Source organism: Cellulophaga sp. 20_2_10, from assembly GCF_023476645.1.
Taxonomy (GTDB): Bacteria; Bacteroidota; Bacteroidia; order Flavobacteriales; family Flavobacteriaceae; genus Cellulophaga.
The window spans coordinates 202,338-220,061 of the sequence record NZ_JAMCOJ010000001.1 but is presented as its reverse complement, the minus strand read 5'-3'; the positions used below and the strand labels follow the sequence as shown (position 1 = coordinate 220,061).

The window sequence follows — 17,724 nt, the reverse complement described above, 5'->3', positions numbered from 1 at the left end:
TTTAGTTGTAACATAAGTAGTGTTTCTTTAGTTTTATAAAAGATTAGAAACCCAAATAACCTACTTATTATGCTATACGATACATACGGAGAAGAATACCTAAACTTCTTACATGATTTAAATGAAATTTTAAGTCTAAACGAGTTAATAGAATTAGATTATATATAAGTTTCTAATCAATTTATTTAAGTTAAACCCAAAATCTTTTGTCATGGCAAACCCAAACAACTCGGCTTATTTATCATTTGTAGAGAGCCTAAATCAAATTTTATCAGAAATTAATGTAACCAAACTAAATTATTCTTAGTATTTACTACATTACTGAAAAAAAAGCATAAAAAAAGGAGCAACATAAACGTTGCTCCTTTTTTTATACTCGAAAAATAAACTATCCTAAATATGTTTTTAAGATTTTACTTCTAGAGTTGTGTTTTAATTTACGAATTGCTTTTTCTCTAATTTGTCTAACACGCTCACGTGTTAAATCAAAAATCTGACCTATTTCTTCTAAAGTCATAGAATGTTTATCTCCTATACCGTAGTATAATTTAACAACATCTGCTTCTCTAGGTGATAATGTTTCTAATGCTCTATTAATCTCTGTATTTAAAGATTGGTGCATTAATTTTTCATCAGGATTAGGAGATTCTCCGTATTTAATTACATCATATAAGTTAGAATCTTCACCTTCTTTAAAAGGAGCATCCATAGAAACGTGTCTTCCAGAATTTTTCATCGACTGCTTTACCTCACTAACAGACAATTCTAATTCTTTTGCAATTTCTTCTGCAGAAGGTGGTCTTTCGTGAGTTTGCTCTAAATAAGAAAATGCTTTTTTAATTTTATTTATAGAACCAATTTTGTTTAAAGGCAAACGTACAATTCTGGACTGTTCTGCTAAAGCTTGTAAAATGGATTGTCTAATCCACCAAACGGCATAAGAAATAAACTTAAAACCTCTAGTTTCATCAAATCTTTTAGCAGCTTTTACCAAACCAACATTACCTTCGTTTATTAAATCGGGTAATTTTAGACCTTGATTTTGATATTGTTTAGCAACAGAAACAACAAATCTTAAATTTGCTGTAGTTAATTTTTCTAATGCAGCCTCGTCGCCTGCACGTATTTTTTGAGCTAACTCTACTTCCTCATTTGCAGTAATTAGATCTATTTTGCTGATATCTTGCAGGTATTTGTCTAGTGATTTTGATTCTCTATTTGTAACCTGCTTGATAATCTTTAGTTGCCTCATATATCTGTTCCGTTAATTTAAAGTTTAAAGGTACAGTATACATTTTAAAATGTTATTTTCCAAACATTTAACATTATGTTTATACATTACTTATGAATAAATTACTTACTTTTTTTTAAGATCAATATTTAACTACCTACTAGACATCTATATAAATAATACCTTTCGTTTTTATTTTATTTGGTAACTTTCGAGAATTATAGATGTTTGTATGAGTAAAAGAGCTTTAAAAAAGTATTTGTCAGAATTAAAAAAGCGAGAATTAGAAGAGCAATTATTGAGCTTGTACGAGAAGTTCCCTGCTGTTAAGGCATACTATAGCTTTGTTTTTAACCCTAAAGAAGAAAAACTCGTACAAGAAGCTAAACTAAAAATAGGAAACGAGTACTTTCCTGTAAAACGCAAAAGACCAAGAGCGCGTAGATCTGTAGCTCAGAAATACATTAAAAACTTTTTATTGTTAGGTGTAGATGCGCCTTTGGTGGCAGATGTTATGTTGTATAATATAGAAATTGCTCAAGAATTTGCACAGCATAAAAATGTACCAGATGCATTTTATAAAAGCATGCTTAACTCTTTTGAGCAGGCGGTACAATACATTGCTGTAAATTCTATTTTACCAGAATTTAAAAACAGAATTGTACTAATTTATACCGAAACACAAGATAAAAACTGGATGTATGCAGATGGTTTCTCTAGAGCTTTAGACAGTATAGATTAATCTGCTAACCGTTATTTTGTCCGTTTTTTTATCAATTTTATGGCCATAAGTTTTATTAAGGCACAAAAATCTCCTAATTTAGCAAGGTTTATTTTTAAACTTAAAGTCGTTTTCTACGATTAATTACAAAATAGGTTATCTCATTTGGAAGAGCATAAAACAACTACAGAAAAAACATTATACGACTATCAAGAAGAAGATCTTAATAAAATATTCACCTATTTTGAAGAGAATCCCGATGGTATCAATTTACTATATCAATTACCTACTGGTGGCGGAAAAACTGTAGTTTTTTCAGAAATTGCTCGTAGGTTTATAGAAGAAAAAAATAAAAAGGTTGTTGTACTTACACATAGAATAGAGTTAAGTGCACAAACATCTAGAATGCTAGATGGTTTTGGTGTAAAAAACAAGGTTATAAATAGTAGCGTTAAAGACCTTAACGACCAAAATGGTTACAAGTGTTTTGTAGCCATGGTAGAAACGCTTAATAACAGGCTACAAGAAGATAGTGTTGAGCTAGAGGATATTGGCTTGGTTATTATAGATGAAGCACATTACAATTCTTTTCGTAAGCTATTTAAGTATTTTAAAGATTCGTATATATTAGGAGTTACGGCAACACCGCTTAGTTCTAATATTAAGTTGCCAATGAAAGATAATTACAAAAAGTTAATTATTGGCGAGTCTATAAAATCTTTAATTAAACGTAAATTCTTATCTAAAGCAAAGCAATATAGTTACGATGTTGGTCTTAAAACCTTAAAACTAGGTATTAATGGCGATTATACAGTAAAGTCATCAGATGAGCTATATAGCAACCAAACTATGCAAGGCAAGTTATTGTCATCATACGAGGAATTATCAAAAGGTACTAAAACCTTAATATTTAATAATGGTATTAGCACCTCTTATTATGTGTATGAAACCTTTAAAAAAGCAGGTTACAACGTACGTCATTTAGACAATAAAAATTCAGCCTCCGAACGTAAAGAAATTCTAGAGTGGTTTTCTACTACTCCAGATGCAATTTTAACCTCTGTAAGTATACTAACTACTGGTTTTGATGAACCTACGGTAGAAACTATTATTTTAAACAGAGCAACAAGATCGTTAACCTTGTATTTTCAAATGATTGGTCGTGGTTCTCGTTTTACAGAACATAAAAACGAATTTACAGTTATAGACCTTGGTAATAATGCGAAGAGATTCGGTTTATGGAGTGAGCCTATAGACTGGCAAGAAATTTTTCATTTTCCAGATTTTTACCTAGAAAATATTAAGAATGATGAAGAAATAGAGCGCGATTTTGTTTATGAAATGCCGCAGTCTTTACGAGATGAGTTTTCTAAATCTGATAATATATTTTTTGATATTAAAGCGGAATATAAAGATGCTTTTGCCAAAGGACTAAAATCAAAATCGGTCTTAGAAAAAAGTATAGAGCAGCACGCAAAAATATGTGTAGAGAATAGTGAAGATGTTTTTGATGCGCGTATTTTAGCAAAAAAATTAAAAGAAGAAATACAATACCGTGTTAGGCAATACTCGTACTGTATAATGAATAACACTAAGAACTATAAAGAGTGGTTAGAAGAGGACTATGAGCGTAAATTACGATTAAGTATCTCGCAGAAATTCTCTTCTAAAATGTAAATTCTTCAAGCGTGAAAAATGTTTTATTTATTGGTTTTGTTTGGCCGGAGCCTACTACCACAGCTGCTGGTGGCCGAATTATGCAATTAATAAACTTTTTTAAGCAAGAACAATACAAAGTTACATTTGCAAGTACAGCGGCAAAGTCTATCTACTCTGTAAATTTTAAAGAGATAAATGTTTTAGAAGAAAAAATAGTATTAAACAGTACTAGTTTTGATGATTTTATAATAAAATTAAATCCGGATATTGTAGTTTTTGATCGGTTTTTAACCGAGGAACAATTTGGCTGGCGTGTGGTACAAAATACACCTAATGCCATCCGTATATTAGATACCGAAGACCTTCATTTTTTACGTAAAGCAAGAGAAATAGCATTTAAGAATGGTACAATTCAGGTTTCGGAATCAGATTTAAAATCACAAGAAATAACAAAGCGAGAAATAGCAAGTATCTATAGATGCGACTTTTCTTTACTAATTTCTATGTATGAAGAAAAGCTGTTACAAGAAAACTTTAAAATAGATACTAACATACTCCTTCGTTTGCCATTTATGTTAGAAGGTTATACGACCACTAATTTACCGCGATTTAAAGACAGACAAGACTTTGTGTGTATTGGTAATGGCAAGCACAAACCTAATGTAGATGCTGTTTTATGGTTGCATAAAGAGATTTGGCCTTTAGTACGCAAAGCATTACCTCATGCTAATTTACATATTTACGGTGCCTACCTACCACAGCAAATTACAGAAAAACACAATCCTAAAACCGGATTTCTAGTTCACGGCTGGGGAGAAGATGTAAACCAAATTATGCAACAAGCAAAAGTAAACTTGGCACCTTTGCGTTTTGGAGCAGGTATAAAAGGTAAATTAATAGATGCAATGTATAACGGCACTCCTAATGTTACCACACAAATAGGGGCAGAGGGTATGCACGGTAATTTGCCTTGGAACGGAGAAATTACAGATACAGTTGCTAATCTTGTAGCTGCAGCAGTAGAATTGTACACCAATGAAACGAAATGGTTACAAGCACAAAAAAACGGAGAAGAAATTTTAAAAACATATTACGCTAAGTCTAATTTAGAAATAGAATTATCTAATAAAATTAGTACTTTGCAAAAAGATTTAGAAAAGCATAGAACTACCAATTTTATTGGTAGTTTGTTACAGCATCATAGTATGACGAGTACAACGTATTTATCTAAATGGATCGCTGAAAAAGAAAAGAACAAATAAGATATCTGTCACATTTTTTAATTCTATTTTAAGATGTGTAATCCTAAATAAAAAAACAAGATGAAAAATATTGAGTGGAAAGTAGCTCAGGAGTTTGAGGATATTACGTATAAAAAATGCAATGGAGTAGCACGTATAGCATTTAATAGACCAAATGTACGTAATGCATTTAGACCTAAAACTACAAGTGAATTATACAAAGCATTTTACGATGCACAAGAAGACACGTCTATAGGTGTTGTTTTATTATCTGGTGAAGGACCTTCTACTAAAGATGGTGTATTTTCTTTTTGTAGTGGTGGAGACCAAAAAGCAAGAGGACACCAAGGTTATGTTGGTGAAGATGGAATGCACAGACTTAATATTTTAGAAGTACAACGTTTAATACGTTTTATGACTAAAGTGGTTATAGCCGTAGTTCCAGGTTGGGCTGTTGGTGGTGGTCATAGTTTACACGTGGTGTGCGATTTAACTTTAGCGAGTAAAGAACACGCAATTTTTAAGCAAACTGATGCAGATGTAACTAGTTTTGACGGTGGTTATGGTTCTGCTTATTTGGCAAAAATGGTTGGACAAAAAAAGGCTAGGGAAATTTTCTTTTTAGGTCGTAATTATTCTGCTCAAGAAGCTCTAGATATGGGTATGGTAAATGCTGTTATATCGCATGACGAATTAGAAGATACTGCGTACGAGTGGGCTCAGGAAATATTAGAAAAGTCGCCAACATCTATAAAAATGCTAAAGTTTGCAATGAACTTGACTGATGATGGTATGGTTGGTCAACAAGTATTTGCTGGTGAAGCTACACGTTTGGCATATATGACCGAAGAAGCAAAAGAAGGGCGTAATGCGTTTTTAGAAAAACGTAAGCCTGACTTTGGGAAAAACAAATGGATTCCTTAAAATAAGGTTTAAGTGTGTAAAATAAAAAAGAGTCTTACCAATTAAGCTAAGACTCTTTTTTTGAGAACACTATATGAAAATGAAAATTTTTTACTCTTTAACAACACGGCTAAAGTATAGTACCTTTGCCTTTTAATAAAATGTATGTTGTTAACATAACTTTTATTGTTGTGTAGCTTTGCAATTAAGTTGTAAGGTTATTTAAAAAAGAGAAATCAGCTAAAAAAAATATAAGATGTCGTTTAAAAAAATACATCCAGAATTAAAAGAAGCATTAGAACGCTTAAAAATTACAGAACCATTACCTTTTCAAAAAACAATTCTTTCTAAAATAAAAGGAGGAGCTAGCCTTTTTGCTTTAGCCCCAGAAGGATCTGGTAAAACAACAGCTTTGGTTATGAGTACGTTGCAAAAACTAAATTGTGAGGAGTTTGAGGATGCTCCACGCGCTTTAATCTTTGTAAAGGACAAACAGGCTGCATTAGATTTAAAGGCTGAATTTGATAGGTTTACGTTTAGAATGTCTGTACGTACGTATTGTGCTTATGAAGAACAAGGTATGGACGACCAAAGAGATGATATTTATGACGGTGTAGATGTTGTTATTGCGACACCTAAAAGATTAAATAGAATTTTTTATACAAACGGAATAAACCTAAACAGACTAGAATTATTTATAGTTGAAGATGCTGAGTTTTTAATAAAACCTAGCTTGTTTTCTGAAGTAATTAGAACACCAGAGAGTATAGATAAGTGTCAGTATTTAGTTTTTGGGACTAAGTTTGATGATCGCATGCAACGTATGCAAGATTCATTTATGGCTTCTGCACAGATTGTGAAGTTGTAATTTACACTAAAAATTTCTTCTTAAACCGACCTTCGAAAATCTACTTTAGCTTTAAATAATATTTTCTTAGGTCTATTTTCTAAATAAAACTTTGTTTAGAAAAATGTTGTTTTTCAGTTGAATTGATATTATTCCTTCAGTGATTTTCAATATTTCATTAACATATATTTATATTTTAAATAACATATTTTTCTTTCTTTTCATTGTTTAATTTCTTTATAATTGTAGGAATTTTAATCTGAAAAATAAATTAAGAAAAGAAGGGTTGTTTTCTAAACCCTATTTTAAATAGTATATATGATTTTAAAAAAAACAATCCTAGCTTTATTGTTTACTGTAATTTGTTTGACAGTAAGCTCTCAGAATATAAAAGAATTTATTACTGCTAAAGTTGATTATTTTGTTCAAGTTCACATAGATAAAAATAAAAACAGATATAAAATTCAAGAGAAGTACTCTCCAGGATTGGTTGCAAGAGGGGAAAATATGGCTTCAGAAGTTGATTTTTCTTTAGTCTTTAATGATTCCACTTCAGTATTTTACCTGGAAAAAAAGTTGTTCTCAGACAACAGAGCGGCTAAATTTGTACTTAGAAACGCCAGTTACTATGGTCGTATAAAACAAAATACAAGTAATTATATTACCGAAGAATTAGAAGAAGATTTTGGACGATTCTTAGTTTCTAGGGAGTACCAGAATTGGGAATTACAAAATGAAAGTAAAGTTATAGGTGAGTATACCTGTTTTAAAGCCACAACATTCTGCACAACCACCAACCCGAAGGGAAAAATATTTAAACACAATTTTACAGCTTGGTATACGCCACAACTCCCTTATAAGTATGGTCCTGCAGGCTATGGTAATTTACCTGGATTAATAATTGAATTGCAAGGAGATAATTTCACTTATGGTGTTAAAAAGATTCAATTTTATGGGGATGATGAAAAAAGTAAAATAAACGAAATGCCTAATCTAAAAAGACTAAAATTAATCTCAGAAGAAAAGTTTGAGGCATTGGCTGAAATAGATGAGAAGCGTTGGCAAAAAAAGCATAATTAATAAATTTAGAATATGGCTGTGTCTAAAAAATAAAATTTTGTTAGGAATTATAAATAAGAAACTCAGATTAGTTGATTGTACAGGTTTTATCAGTGAGTGTGATTAGTTTTCATAACTCTAAAATGTTATTCGAAAAATGAAATTTAAAATTATCATACTTCTTTTTTTATTGAAAAATATAGTTGTTTTTTCACAACCAAATATACAATATGCAAAAGCTAAAGTTACATATGAAGCAAAGGCTTACGTTAATAAAAATATACTAAAACACAAAGTACTATTAGAATCTTTTCCTGAGGCAGCTCCTAAAATAGAAACAATAGCATCGGAATTTGATTTTTCATTAATTTTAAATGATTATTCCTCCGTTTTTTACTTAGAAGAAAAATTATATTCCGATAATCTTGCTGCTAAATTAGCAATCATACATTTGAACTTTTATGGAATAATTAAGCAAGAATCTGAAAATTATATTACCGAAGAATTAGAAGAAGATTTTGGACGGTTCTTAGTATCTAGAGAATACCAAAAATGGGAATTACATAATGAAAGTAAGGTTATAGGCGAATATACCTGTTTTAAAGCCACAACATCTTATACCACAACTAACCCAAAGGGAAAAGTATTTAAACACAATTTTACAGCTTGGTATACGCCACAATTACCTTATAAGTATGGTCCTGCAGGTTATGGAAATTTACCTGGGTTAATTATTGAATTGCAAGGAGATAATTTTACTTACGGTGTTAAAAAGATTCAATTTTATGGGGATGTTGAAAAAAGTAAAAAAAACAAAATGCCTAGTCTAAAAAGACTAAAATTAATATCAGAAGAAGAATTTGAAGCATTGGCCGCTATGGATGAAAAACGTTGGCAGGAAAATCATAATTAATATTTTTTTTATACAAATTAATGAAATTTAAATATATACTCTCTTGGGTTGTCTTCTTAATTTATAGTCCTTCAATTCTTGCGCAAGATAATATAGTAGTAAAAGGTAAGGTAACAGATAGTCTGCAGCAACCTATAGCTAATGCTACACTACTAGCCAAACCCCAAGAAGAAAAAGCTAAGGTAGTATATGCTATTACAGATAAAAGTGGTTTTTACACGCTTCAATTACTAAAAAATGAAATATATAAGATAAGTATATCTCATTTAGGTTATAATGCAGTACATAAAACTGTAACTTTTACAGAAGAAAACTCCAATTATAATATTCAACTAACAACTAAAGTAGAAAGCTTAGATGAAGTAGTAATTAATTACAAATACCAACCCATAGAAAAAAACAAAGACACTATTACTTATAACCTAGATGCCTTTACCAATGGTAATGAGTTTAAAATGATAGATGTTCTTAATAAACTACCAGGTATAAGCGTAGAAGATAGTAGTATTAAAGTACAAGGCAAAACAGTAACCAAATTGTTAGTAGAAGGGAAGCCTTTTTTTGACGGTAGCACAAAATTAGCTATTGAAAATATCCCGGCAGATGTTATGGCTAAAATTGAGATTATATCGGACTACAAAGAATCTAAATTATTAAGAAACCTTGCTGATAATGAAGATTTAGCTTTAAATGTGGTTTTAAAAGAAGATAAAAAAGACTTTGCTTTTGGGGATATTGAAGCTGGTTTAGGCTTTAATGATTTTTATAGCGTACATAGTGCTTTGTTTAAATATAACCCAAAGTCAAATATCAGTTTTATTGGCGATATTAATAATTTTAATAATAGTAGCATTAGTATTAGTGATTTATCACGTTTAGTAGGTGGCACTAGTAATCTATTTAAAAGAAGTAATTTATCTAGAAGTTTACTGAGTTTTGCAGGAAACAATCAAGAACGCTTTGAGTCTACAACACGATTTTCTGCTTTAAATTTTCAAAAAGAACTTAATCATAAATTAAATATGACAGGGTATGTAATATACTCAAACAATGATATTGCTAATAAATCTGCATCTGTAAGGGAGTATATTGGGGAGGAATCTATATTTGAAACTAGAAATGATTTTGGTAAGGCAGACAATAGATCTACATTAGTTAATTTAAAACTAGATTATAACCCTAATAAAAAACAAAAATGGATTTATAATATTAATTATTTAAATAGTAATTCTGACTATTTTAATGAGTCTATATCAAACGTTGAAACTACAAATCAATTTTTGACAAAAGTAAAGGGTAGCAACGGTAGCTTTACTCAGAATTTAGAAGGCTATTTTAAACTAAATGATAAACACACAATGGGTGTAGCTTTATATCATAATGTTATCAACTCTAACTCCACAGACAATTGGTTTAGTAATGCTATTTTTTTAGATGATTTTTTACCTGTTACAGAAACTACAGATTATCAATTAAATCAAAAGAATGACCTTAACTCTCAAAATTTTAATTTTCTAATTAAAGACTACTGGCTTGCCAACAGGTATTTTCATTTGTTTTATCACGTTGGTTATAATTATAAAAACTCAAGATATATAAATGATATTAGTCAAATTTTCCCTGATAATTCTTCTTCATATTTTTCAGAATTAAGCAATAATAATCCTGTAATACTTTCAGATTTTAATTCTGGGCTTGGTGTAAAAACTAAAACAGGAAAGGTTGAATTTATAGTAGAAGCAAAACCACATTATTATAGTTTTGAAAGAGCACAAGTAAAAAGCACTAATTTCTTTATTGAACCTAAATTTAGTGCAAAATATAAGATAGAGGATGATATAGATTTAGATTTTGAATATAATTATGCAAACAACTATTTAAATGACACTAACTATTTAAGAAATTTAAAAATAACAGGATTTAGCTCTCTGGCACAAGGGAATCCCAACCTTGAAGATGAGCGCTCTCACAATTTTAGTCTCTACTACAGTAATTACAAAAACATAGATAATTTCTTTATTGATGCCTCAATAGATTATAGTATTATGAACCCTGTAAAAAATAATAGTATAATACAGAGTGGTATTAACCAATTAAGCACTCCAATCTTGCTTAATTTACCAGAGAATAATTTAAGTTTTAATACCGAGCTAGGGCTAATATTTGGAAAAACCAGTTTAGATTTTGGGGTAGATTTAGATTGGCTAAAGTTTAACCAAGTTATTAATGAAGACATAACTAGTATAAATTCTTTTGAATATGGCTTAAGTAGTAAATTAAGAATGAAGTTAAATAAGAAAACACAGCTTAATTTAAAATATAAGCATAATGGGTATAACGTAAACTCAGATGAAGATTCACGCTCTACTGAAGACATATTTTCTTTAGATTTTGATAGTAAGTTTTTAAAGAATTTTATTTTTAAAACAGATTTTTCTACACATTTAGTCAAAGATTTTAGTGACAAAAATCAAAATTACACCTTGCAAAATTTATATTTAGGCTACACTAAACCAAATAGTAAATTTTCATATGGTATAAAATTTAATAACATCTATAACAATGGTATTATAGTACGTACCTCTTTTAGAAATAATTTATTTTCATCTAATCAAATTTTCACACTACCACGGGTATTTTTATTTGAGTTGAAATACAAATTTTAATTTAGTACTATTTTATAAATCGATTTCTGTTTTTTATCAATTAAAAAATGACTAGCATTTATTCACTAAAATAATTCTCTCTACAAAATTATTTAAGACTTATATATAAACGGACACAGTAAGCACTATCATTAAAAATATAGTTAAAATAGCAACCAAAGGCCATACAAATTTTAGCCATTTATTATAGCCAACTTTTACAATAGCTAAAGAAGCCAAAATTAATCCAGTTGGATTAATAAACTTAAACAAGCCCATGCCATATAAATAAGCATTCACAATCATTTCTCTACCAATGCCTGCTGTGTCTGCTAAAGGCGACATAATAGGCATACTTAAAACAGCCATTCCTGATGTAGATGGTATAAAAAATGAAAGTCCGCTATACACCAACATTACAGCGTTAATAAAAATTCCTTTCTCCATACCGCTAGTAACGCTAGATGCATAATACAGTAATGTATCTCCAATAGCACCATCTTGCATTAAAACGGTAACACCTTTGGCAATACCAATAATAAAAGCAACGCCTAAAAGATCACCTGCGCCCTTTACAAAAGTATCTATAAACTGTGTTTCTTTAATTTTAGCTATAAAACCTATAACAATAGATCCTATTAAAAATACGGTAGTCATTTCTACAAACCACCAGTCTAAACTAGATACTCCGTATACCATAACCACAAAACACGCTGTAAAAACTAGTAATATGAGACGTAACCTTGCTGTTAGTTTTAAATCTGTTTTTGCAGTGTCTGAGCCAAATAAATGCGCTATTTCTGCTTTTTGATCATAGATAATAGACTTGGTAGGATCTTTTTTAACACGTTGTGCATATCTTGTAATGTATACAATACAAATAACCAAACCTAACACTAAAGTAATAAGCCTACCATCTATACCAGATGTCCAATTAATACCAGCAGCATTAGAGGCTATTATAACACTAAACGGATTAATTGTAGACGCTAAAGTTCCTATACAAGACCCAATGTAAATGGATGCCAAAGCAACCATAGCATCATATTTTGCAGCTAAGAAAATTGGAATTAAAATAGGGTAGAAGGCAATAATTTCTTCCTCTAGCCCAAAAGTAGTCCCGCCTAAAGCAATAAGACAGGTTACTAAAATTATTAATATATATTCCTTTCCTTGTAATTTATTGGCTAACCAAGCAATTCCGGCATCAAAAGCACCAGTTAAATTCATAATAGCAATTAAACCACCAATAATTAAGACCAAAAAAATAATATCTGCGGCTTCAATAATTCCTTTTATGGGCGACTTAAAAAAAGCAGCAACGCCTTGTGGTTGTGCTTCAATTTCTTTGTACGTATCTGGTATGCCTATAGGTTTTCTAATATCTCCGTTTTTAAATTTTTCTAACGGAATATTAATATGTAATGAGGTAAGTGTCTCTTGTGTAGCTGGCACAATTATAGATTTTTCACTACTATTTCTTGTAAATGTAGAATCAGATTCATTGTACGTAAGCGTATCATATTTACCAGCAGGAACTACATATGTTAACACAGCTACGAGTGCTGCAATTACTAATAAAATGGCTTGGGCAGAAGGGAATTTTAATTTTTTCAATGCGATTATTTTTTCAAGGGTTTAAAGATAGTATTATTTTAGTGGAATAATTAGTTTTGACATAGAATGAAAACAAGTATACCAGAGAGTTGGAGTCCAATTATTTTACCAGAATTTGAAAAAGAATACTTTAAGGAGCTGATCTCTTTTGTAACTTCTGAGTATAAAAATAATAAGTGTTACCCGCAAGAAGAAGCTATTTATGCTGCTTTTAATTGGAGTTCTTTTAAAGACACTAAAGTTGTAATTATAGGGCAAGACCCGTACCACGGTACAAACCAAGCTAACGGCTTGTGTTTTTCTGTTAAAGATGGTATTAAGCATCCGCCATCATTACTAAATATATTTAGAGAAATTGAAACCGATGTAGCTATACCATATCCAGAAAGTGGCAATTTAGAACGATGGGCCAAACAAGGCGTACTACTTTTAAACGCTACATTAACGGTTAGAGCCCACGAGGCTGGTAGTCATCAAAAAAAAGGATGGGAAACTTTTACGGATACCATTATTAAAAAAATATCTGACGAAAAGGAAGGTGTAGTATTTTTACTTTGGGGCGGTTATGCCAAGAAAAAAACGAAATTAATAGATGCTAAAAAACACCATATTTTGGAAAGCGGACATCCATCACCATTAAGTGCAAATAGGGGGTATTGGTTTGGAAACAAGCATTTTAGTAAAACAAATACCATTCTAAAAAATAACAATAGTAAAGAAATAGAATGGTAATTGTATATTCTAGTTTATGCTAAAATAGACTTGCTATCTAGCTTTTTATCTATTAAATCTAAAGATAATAAAGTGTCTTGTACTTTTTCTAATGTTTTAGTGTTTAGTTGTGACTGACTCCAACGTGTTTTAGACAGCCATTCTTGTATATCTTCTAACTTTTGCTCGTATCTATTGGCTAAGGTTCTGTCTATACTTGGTATGCTCTTAAACTCTTCAGAATATAAATTAATTACTTCTAGAATATGTTCTAAAGTACCAGGGTTTTCTGCAATAAAACGATCTGTAGCAGCAATTACAAAGCAAGGCCAAGGTGTAGGGCAATCTGCAACTCGTCTAAAAGTGCCGTCGTCTACCAAAGGCTTTGTGGTAAAATGTTCCCACATAAAATAATCTGCAGTACCTTCTGTTAAACTAGTAACAGCGCCATCTAAATTATTTATAATTTCAAACTGTAATTGGTTTGTATCCCAACCATTATTTTGTGCATTTACATACGCCATTAAGTGACTACCACTACCAAATCTACTAATTGCAGCTTTGGTATTTATTAAATCTTCAATGGTTTGGTGTTTGCTATTTGCACCAACGTGAATTCCCCACAAAAGGGGAGTAGCTATATATTCTTGTACTATTTTTGCTTTAGTACCAGCAGTTATACTTTTAACCAAACCTTCGGTAAGTATAACTGCAATATCTGTTTCGTTATCTGCTAACATTTGGCACATTCTTCCTGTACCTTCAGGAATGTCTGTCCATTGTACATCTATACCACGATCTTTAAAAGCATTTTCTTCTAAAGCTAAATGCCATGGAAGGTTAAAATGTTCTGGTACTCCAATAATTTTTACTGTTTTCAATACTATTATGTTAGCTTGTTAAGGGTATATTTTATTAACTCTTCTACAGTTTCTCCGGGTGTTACAGAGAATTCTTCTGTGGCTCTATTGGCTAAGATTGCATTTAATGATAATGCATTGTGCCCCAGTAATTTGGCTAAACCATAAATCCCTGAAGTTTCCATTTCCAGATTGGTAATCTTTAAATCGTTGTATCTAAAAGCAGCAATTTTGTTATTTAACTCGTTATCCTGCGTATTTAAACGTAAAACTCTTCCTTGAGGGCCATAAAAACCAACATTTGTAGCGGTAAACCCTTTTACAAACTTATCTGAATAAATCTTATCTGCTAATTCTGAGCTACAAGTAACCACATAAGGCATAGATTTTTCTTTTGCCCAATTTGTGTGCGCTACAAAAGCAGCTTGAATTTCTGGATGCTGTACGTGTTTGCTGTCGTAAAACTGTAATAAGCTATCTAAACCAATAGCATATTCACTCATTAAAAAAGAATTTATGGGAATATCTGCTTGTATAGAGCCAGAAGTGCCAATTCTAATAATATCTAGAGTTGTTTTTTCTTCTTTAATTTTTCTAGTCGTAAAATCTATGTTTACCAAAGCATCTAGCTCGTTTAAAACAATGTCTATATTATCTGTACCAATACCCGTAGAAACAACAGAAATACGTTTTCCGTTAAGTACACCTGTATGTGTAATAAACTCTCTTTTACCTTTCTTTAATTCAATGGTATCAAAATATTTAGACACTTCACCAACACGGTCGGGATCGCCAACAGTAATAATGGTAGTTGCTATATCTTCTGGTAATACATTCAGGTGATAAATGCTATTATCAGCATTTAAAATTAACTCCGATGGACTTAATTGCATATTATAATTTAAGGATTCTATCAGTAGCAGTATTATATAAAAAATTATACTTTAACGCGCCACCTAAATAAACGTCATTATCTTGTATACAAGAGTAATAACTTGTTTGTTGATCTAATATTTCTTTTCCTTTTTTAGTTAGTTTAACGGGGTTAAAAGAGCCAAATAAAGGTTTTAAAGAGGTAATAATTTTTTGATATTGAATATCACCAAAACCATAATTGTTATTCGCTACAAGCAGCTCTCGTAACAATTCGTCTTTTGTTTTTGGTTTCTTGGTTGATGCAACCTGTAAAAGATTATTTTCTACTGCATTTAAACCATTTTTAATAGAAGGGAAGCGTTTTAAATGAAGATCTATAGCTTGTTCTAAGTATGGAAATCTGTATTTAGAAAAATCTGTTAAGTTCTCTAACCTAATAGGATTATCACTACAATACAATTGCCAAATATAATCTGCGTATTCTATATCATCTTGACGTAAAAATATACGTTCTTCATAATGGGCAAGCAATTGGTCATCTGCCAATTCAGTTAAACTATGCAGTTTTGTTTTACCTTCTACTTTTCCGGTACAAACAATAGATATTTCTGCATACCTGCGATGCATTTTTAACCAACTGACTACAGCAAGCATATTAATCTGACAAAACAAATCATAATCAAACCATAAAACAATTTTATCTTCTTGCTTGTGGTTACATAAAGATCTGTATTCCTTTAGAGTACGATCAATAAATTTTGCTTTTGTTACTTTATAGTTTTTGCTTAAAAAATCGAACCTCGTTTTCCAGAAAGTTTCACTACCCACGTTGTTTAATGTTGGGCCTTCGCACAACATCTCATTCCAAGTGATAATGTCTCCTTTTATAGGTAAGTTTTTTAATCTATCTGTAAAGCTATCTCCGTTGGTTATATGTAAGATGGATCCCATAGTAATTTTCTAGATTTGAACTATTAAAATTACATTTTTATCTAAATAATCAAAAAGAAATTAACACTTTTAACCGCCAACACGTTTTACATTAAAACCTTTCTCTTTTAAAATCACCATTATTTGGTCTCTGTAATCACCTTGAATAATAATACTATCGTTTTTAAAACTACCGCCAACACTAAGCTTTTGCTTTAATTCCTTGGCTAATAATTTAAAATCTGCATCTGCTCCAGTGTACCCTTCTAATATGGTAATTGGTTTGCCTTTTCTTTTCTCGTACTTACAAATTATGGGATCATCTTGCAACCAAATGTCAGTTTTTGGTGCTTTTTTTTCTTGTTCTTTAGAAGGTTCATGATCTGGAAAAAGGTTTTTTAGCTGATCTTGTAAATCCATTTTTAATATGTATTGGTTGTTCTTTTAATTGGGATGATGCGTAATTATTTTAAAAAGAAAACAACTAAACTATTGATGTACTTATACCAATATATTTAGTTGTTTTTATGCAGTGTATTTGGAAGAATTATGCTTTAATAAGTCCTAATTCTATTAATCTTTCGTGTAAAAACTCACCAGCAGTAGTATCATCAAACTGTTTTGGGTTGTTTTCATCTATACAGTTCTCTAAACAATTTAGAGGCATCTCACTAACAGGATGCATAAAAAACGGAATAGAGTATCTAGACGTTCCCCAAAGCTCTTTTGGTGGGTTAACCACTTGGTGTATCGTAGATTTTAATTTGTTGTTTGTTAACCTAGATAACATATCGCCAACATTAATCATAAGTTGATCTGGACGCGCAATAGCATCTACCCAGTCCCCATTATGATTTTTTACCTGTAAACCTTTACCGTGAGAACCCATTAACAATGTAATAAGGTTAATATCTCCGTGAGCTGCAGCACGTACAGCATTTTTAGGTTCATCCTTAATTGGTGGGTAATGTATAGGTCTTAAAATAGAATTCCCATTTTTAATATAATTATCAAAATACGTTTCTTCTAAGTTTAAGTGTAATGCAAGAGCTCTAAGTACATATTTTGCCGTTTTCTCTAACATTTTATAGGTTTCTTCACCAATAACGTTAAAATTAGGCTGTTCTTGAACTAATACATTATCAGGATATTCTGCTGCTAATTTAGGATCGTTTTCTACATACTGTCCAAAATGCCAAAACTCTTTTAAATCTCCTTCTTTTTTTCCTTTTGCATGTTCCTTACCAAAAGAAGTATAGCCACGTTGACCGCCAATACCTTCAATTTCATAACTATCTTTTAATTCTTGAGGCTGATTAAAAAAGACTTTAATTTCTTCATATAAATCTGCCACTAACTCATCAGACAAAAAGTGACCACTTAAGGCAACAAAGCCTATGTTTTCAAAAGCACTACCAATTTCATTAATAAACTTTTGTTTTTGCGTATTGTCATCAGATAAAAATTCCTGTAAATTGACACTTGGAATAGAACTCATCGTTTAATATTTT

Annotated in this window: 16 protein-coding genes; 9 read left to right on the top strand and 7 right to left on the bottom strand. The window is 30.9% G+C overall.

Annotated elements, in window-relative coordinates; translation table 11 throughout:
- Positions 1–388: 388 nt before the first annotated feature.
- Positions 389–1,252: a sigma-70 family RNA polymerase sigma factor gene (locus M4I21_RS00950; RefSeq protein ID WP_072302244.1), complete on the bottom strand. Its 864-nt coding sequence runs from the start codon at positions 1,250–1,252 to the stop codon at positions 389–391.
- Positions 1,253–1,463: 211 nt separating this feature from the next.
- Here M4I21_RS00950 and M4I21_RS00945 point away from each other — a divergent pair, with 211 nt between their 5' ends.
- From M4I21_RS00945 to M4I21_RS00910, 8 genes are all read left to right on the top strand, one after another.
- Positions 1,464–1,973: a DUF6155 family protein gene (locus tag M4I21_RS00945; RefSeq protein WP_249557078.1), complete on the top strand. Its 510-nt coding sequence runs from the start codon at positions 1,464–1,466 to the stop codon at positions 1,971–1,973.
- Between the two features lie 144 nt (positions 1,974–2,117).
- Positions 2,118–3,629 (top strand): DEAD/DEAH box helicase, encoded by a 1,512-nt coding sequence (locus M4I21_RS00940; protein WP_249557077.1) that lies wholly within the window; start codon positions 2,118–2,120, stop codon positions 3,627–3,629.
- A gap of 11 nt (positions 3,630–3,640) precedes the next feature.
- A complete protein-coding gene (locus M4I21_RS00935; RefSeq protein WP_249557076.1) occupies positions 3,641–4,873 on the top strand; it encodes a glycosyltransferase in 1,233 nt (410 codons plus the stop codon).
- A gap of 60 nt (positions 4,874–4,933) precedes the next feature.
- On the top strand, positions 4,934–5,776 hold the full coding sequence (locus M4I21_RS00930) for a 1,4-dihydroxy-2-naphthoyl-CoA synthase (RefSeq protein WP_249557075.1): 843 nt from the start codon (positions 4,934–4,936) through the stop codon (positions 5,774–5,776).
- Between the two features lie 235 nt (positions 5,777–6,011).
- Positions 6,012–6,623 carry a DEAD/DEAH box helicase gene (locus M4I21_RS00925; protein WP_249557074.1) on the top strand — a complete coding sequence of 204 codons (612 nt, stop codon included), beginning with the start codon at positions 6,012–6,014 and terminating at the stop codon, positions 6,621–6,623.
- Positions 6,624–6,920: 297 nt separating this feature from the next.
- On the top strand, positions 6,921–7,682 hold the full coding sequence (locus M4I21_RS00920) for a GLPGLI family protein (RefSeq protein ID WP_249557073.1): 762 nt from the start codon (positions 6,921–6,923) through the stop codon (positions 7,680–7,682).
- A 136-nt stretch (positions 7,683–7,818) separates the two neighbouring features.
- Positions 7,819–8,574 carry a GLPGLI family protein gene (locus M4I21_RS00915; protein ID WP_249557072.1) on the top strand — a complete coding sequence of 252 codons (756 nt, stop codon included), beginning with the start codon at positions 7,819–7,821 and terminating at the stop codon, positions 8,572–8,574.
- A gap of 20 nt (positions 8,575–8,594) precedes the next feature.
- The gene (locus M4I21_RS00910; RefSeq protein ID WP_249557071.1) at positions 8,595–11,240 is read left to right on the top strand and encodes a carboxypeptidase-like regulatory domain-containing protein; all 2,646 of its coding nucleotides are present in this window, start codon (positions 8,595–8,597) and stop codon (positions 11,238–11,240) included.
- 99 nt (positions 11,241–11,339) lie between these two features.
- On the opposite strand, the gene M4I21_RS00905 is transcribed toward M4I21_RS00910, so the two are convergent.
- Complete coding sequence (locus M4I21_RS00905) at positions 11,340–12,836, bottom strand: YfcC family protein (RefSeq protein ID WP_249557070.1); 1,497 nt, start codon at positions 12,834–12,836, stop codon at positions 11,340–11,342.
- Positions 12,837–12,902: 66 nt separating this feature from the next.
- Here M4I21_RS00905 and M4I21_RS00900 point away from each other — a divergent pair, with 66 nt between their 5' ends.
- Positions 12,903–13,568 carry a uracil-DNA glycosylase gene (locus tag M4I21_RS00900; RefSeq protein WP_249557069.1) on the top strand — a complete coding sequence of 222 codons (666 nt, stop codon included), beginning with the start codon at positions 12,903–12,905 and terminating at the stop codon, positions 13,566–13,568.
- 14 nt (positions 13,569–13,582) lie between these two features.
- Here M4I21_RS00900 and M4I21_RS00895 read toward each other — a convergent pair whose 3' ends face one another.
- From M4I21_RS00895 to M4I21_RS00875, 5 genes are all read right to left on the bottom strand, one after another.
- The gene (locus M4I21_RS00895) at positions 13,583–14,428 is read right to left on the bottom strand and encodes a substrate-binding domain-containing protein (protein ID WP_249557068.1); all 846 of its coding nucleotides are present in this window, start codon (positions 14,426–14,428) and stop codon (positions 13,583–13,585) included.
- 5 nt (positions 14,429–14,433) lie between these two features.
- Positions 14,434–15,300, bottom strand: a complete 867-nt coding sequence (locus M4I21_RS00890; protein ID WP_249557067.1) for a nucleoside phosphorylase — start codon at positions 15,298–15,300, stop codon at positions 14,434–14,436.
- A 1-nt stretch (position 15,301) separates the two neighbouring features.
- The gene (locus M4I21_RS00885; protein ID WP_249557066.1) at positions 15,302–16,234 is read right to left on the bottom strand and encodes a DUF1835 domain-containing protein; all 933 of its coding nucleotides are present in this window, start codon (positions 16,232–16,234) and stop codon (positions 15,302–15,304) included.
- A 69-nt stretch (positions 16,235–16,303) separates the two neighbouring features.
- A complete protein-coding gene (locus tag M4I21_RS00880) occupies positions 16,304–16,633 on the bottom strand; it encodes a translation initiation factor (RefSeq protein ID WP_249557065.1) in 330 nt (109 codons plus the stop codon).
- Positions 16,634–16,760: 127 nt separating this feature from the next.
- A complete protein-coding gene (locus M4I21_RS00875) occupies positions 16,761–17,711 on the bottom strand; it encodes an isopenicillin N synthase family dioxygenase (protein ID WP_249557064.1) in 951 nt (316 codons plus the stop codon).
- Between the last annotated feature and the right edge of the window lie 13 nt (positions 17,712–17,724).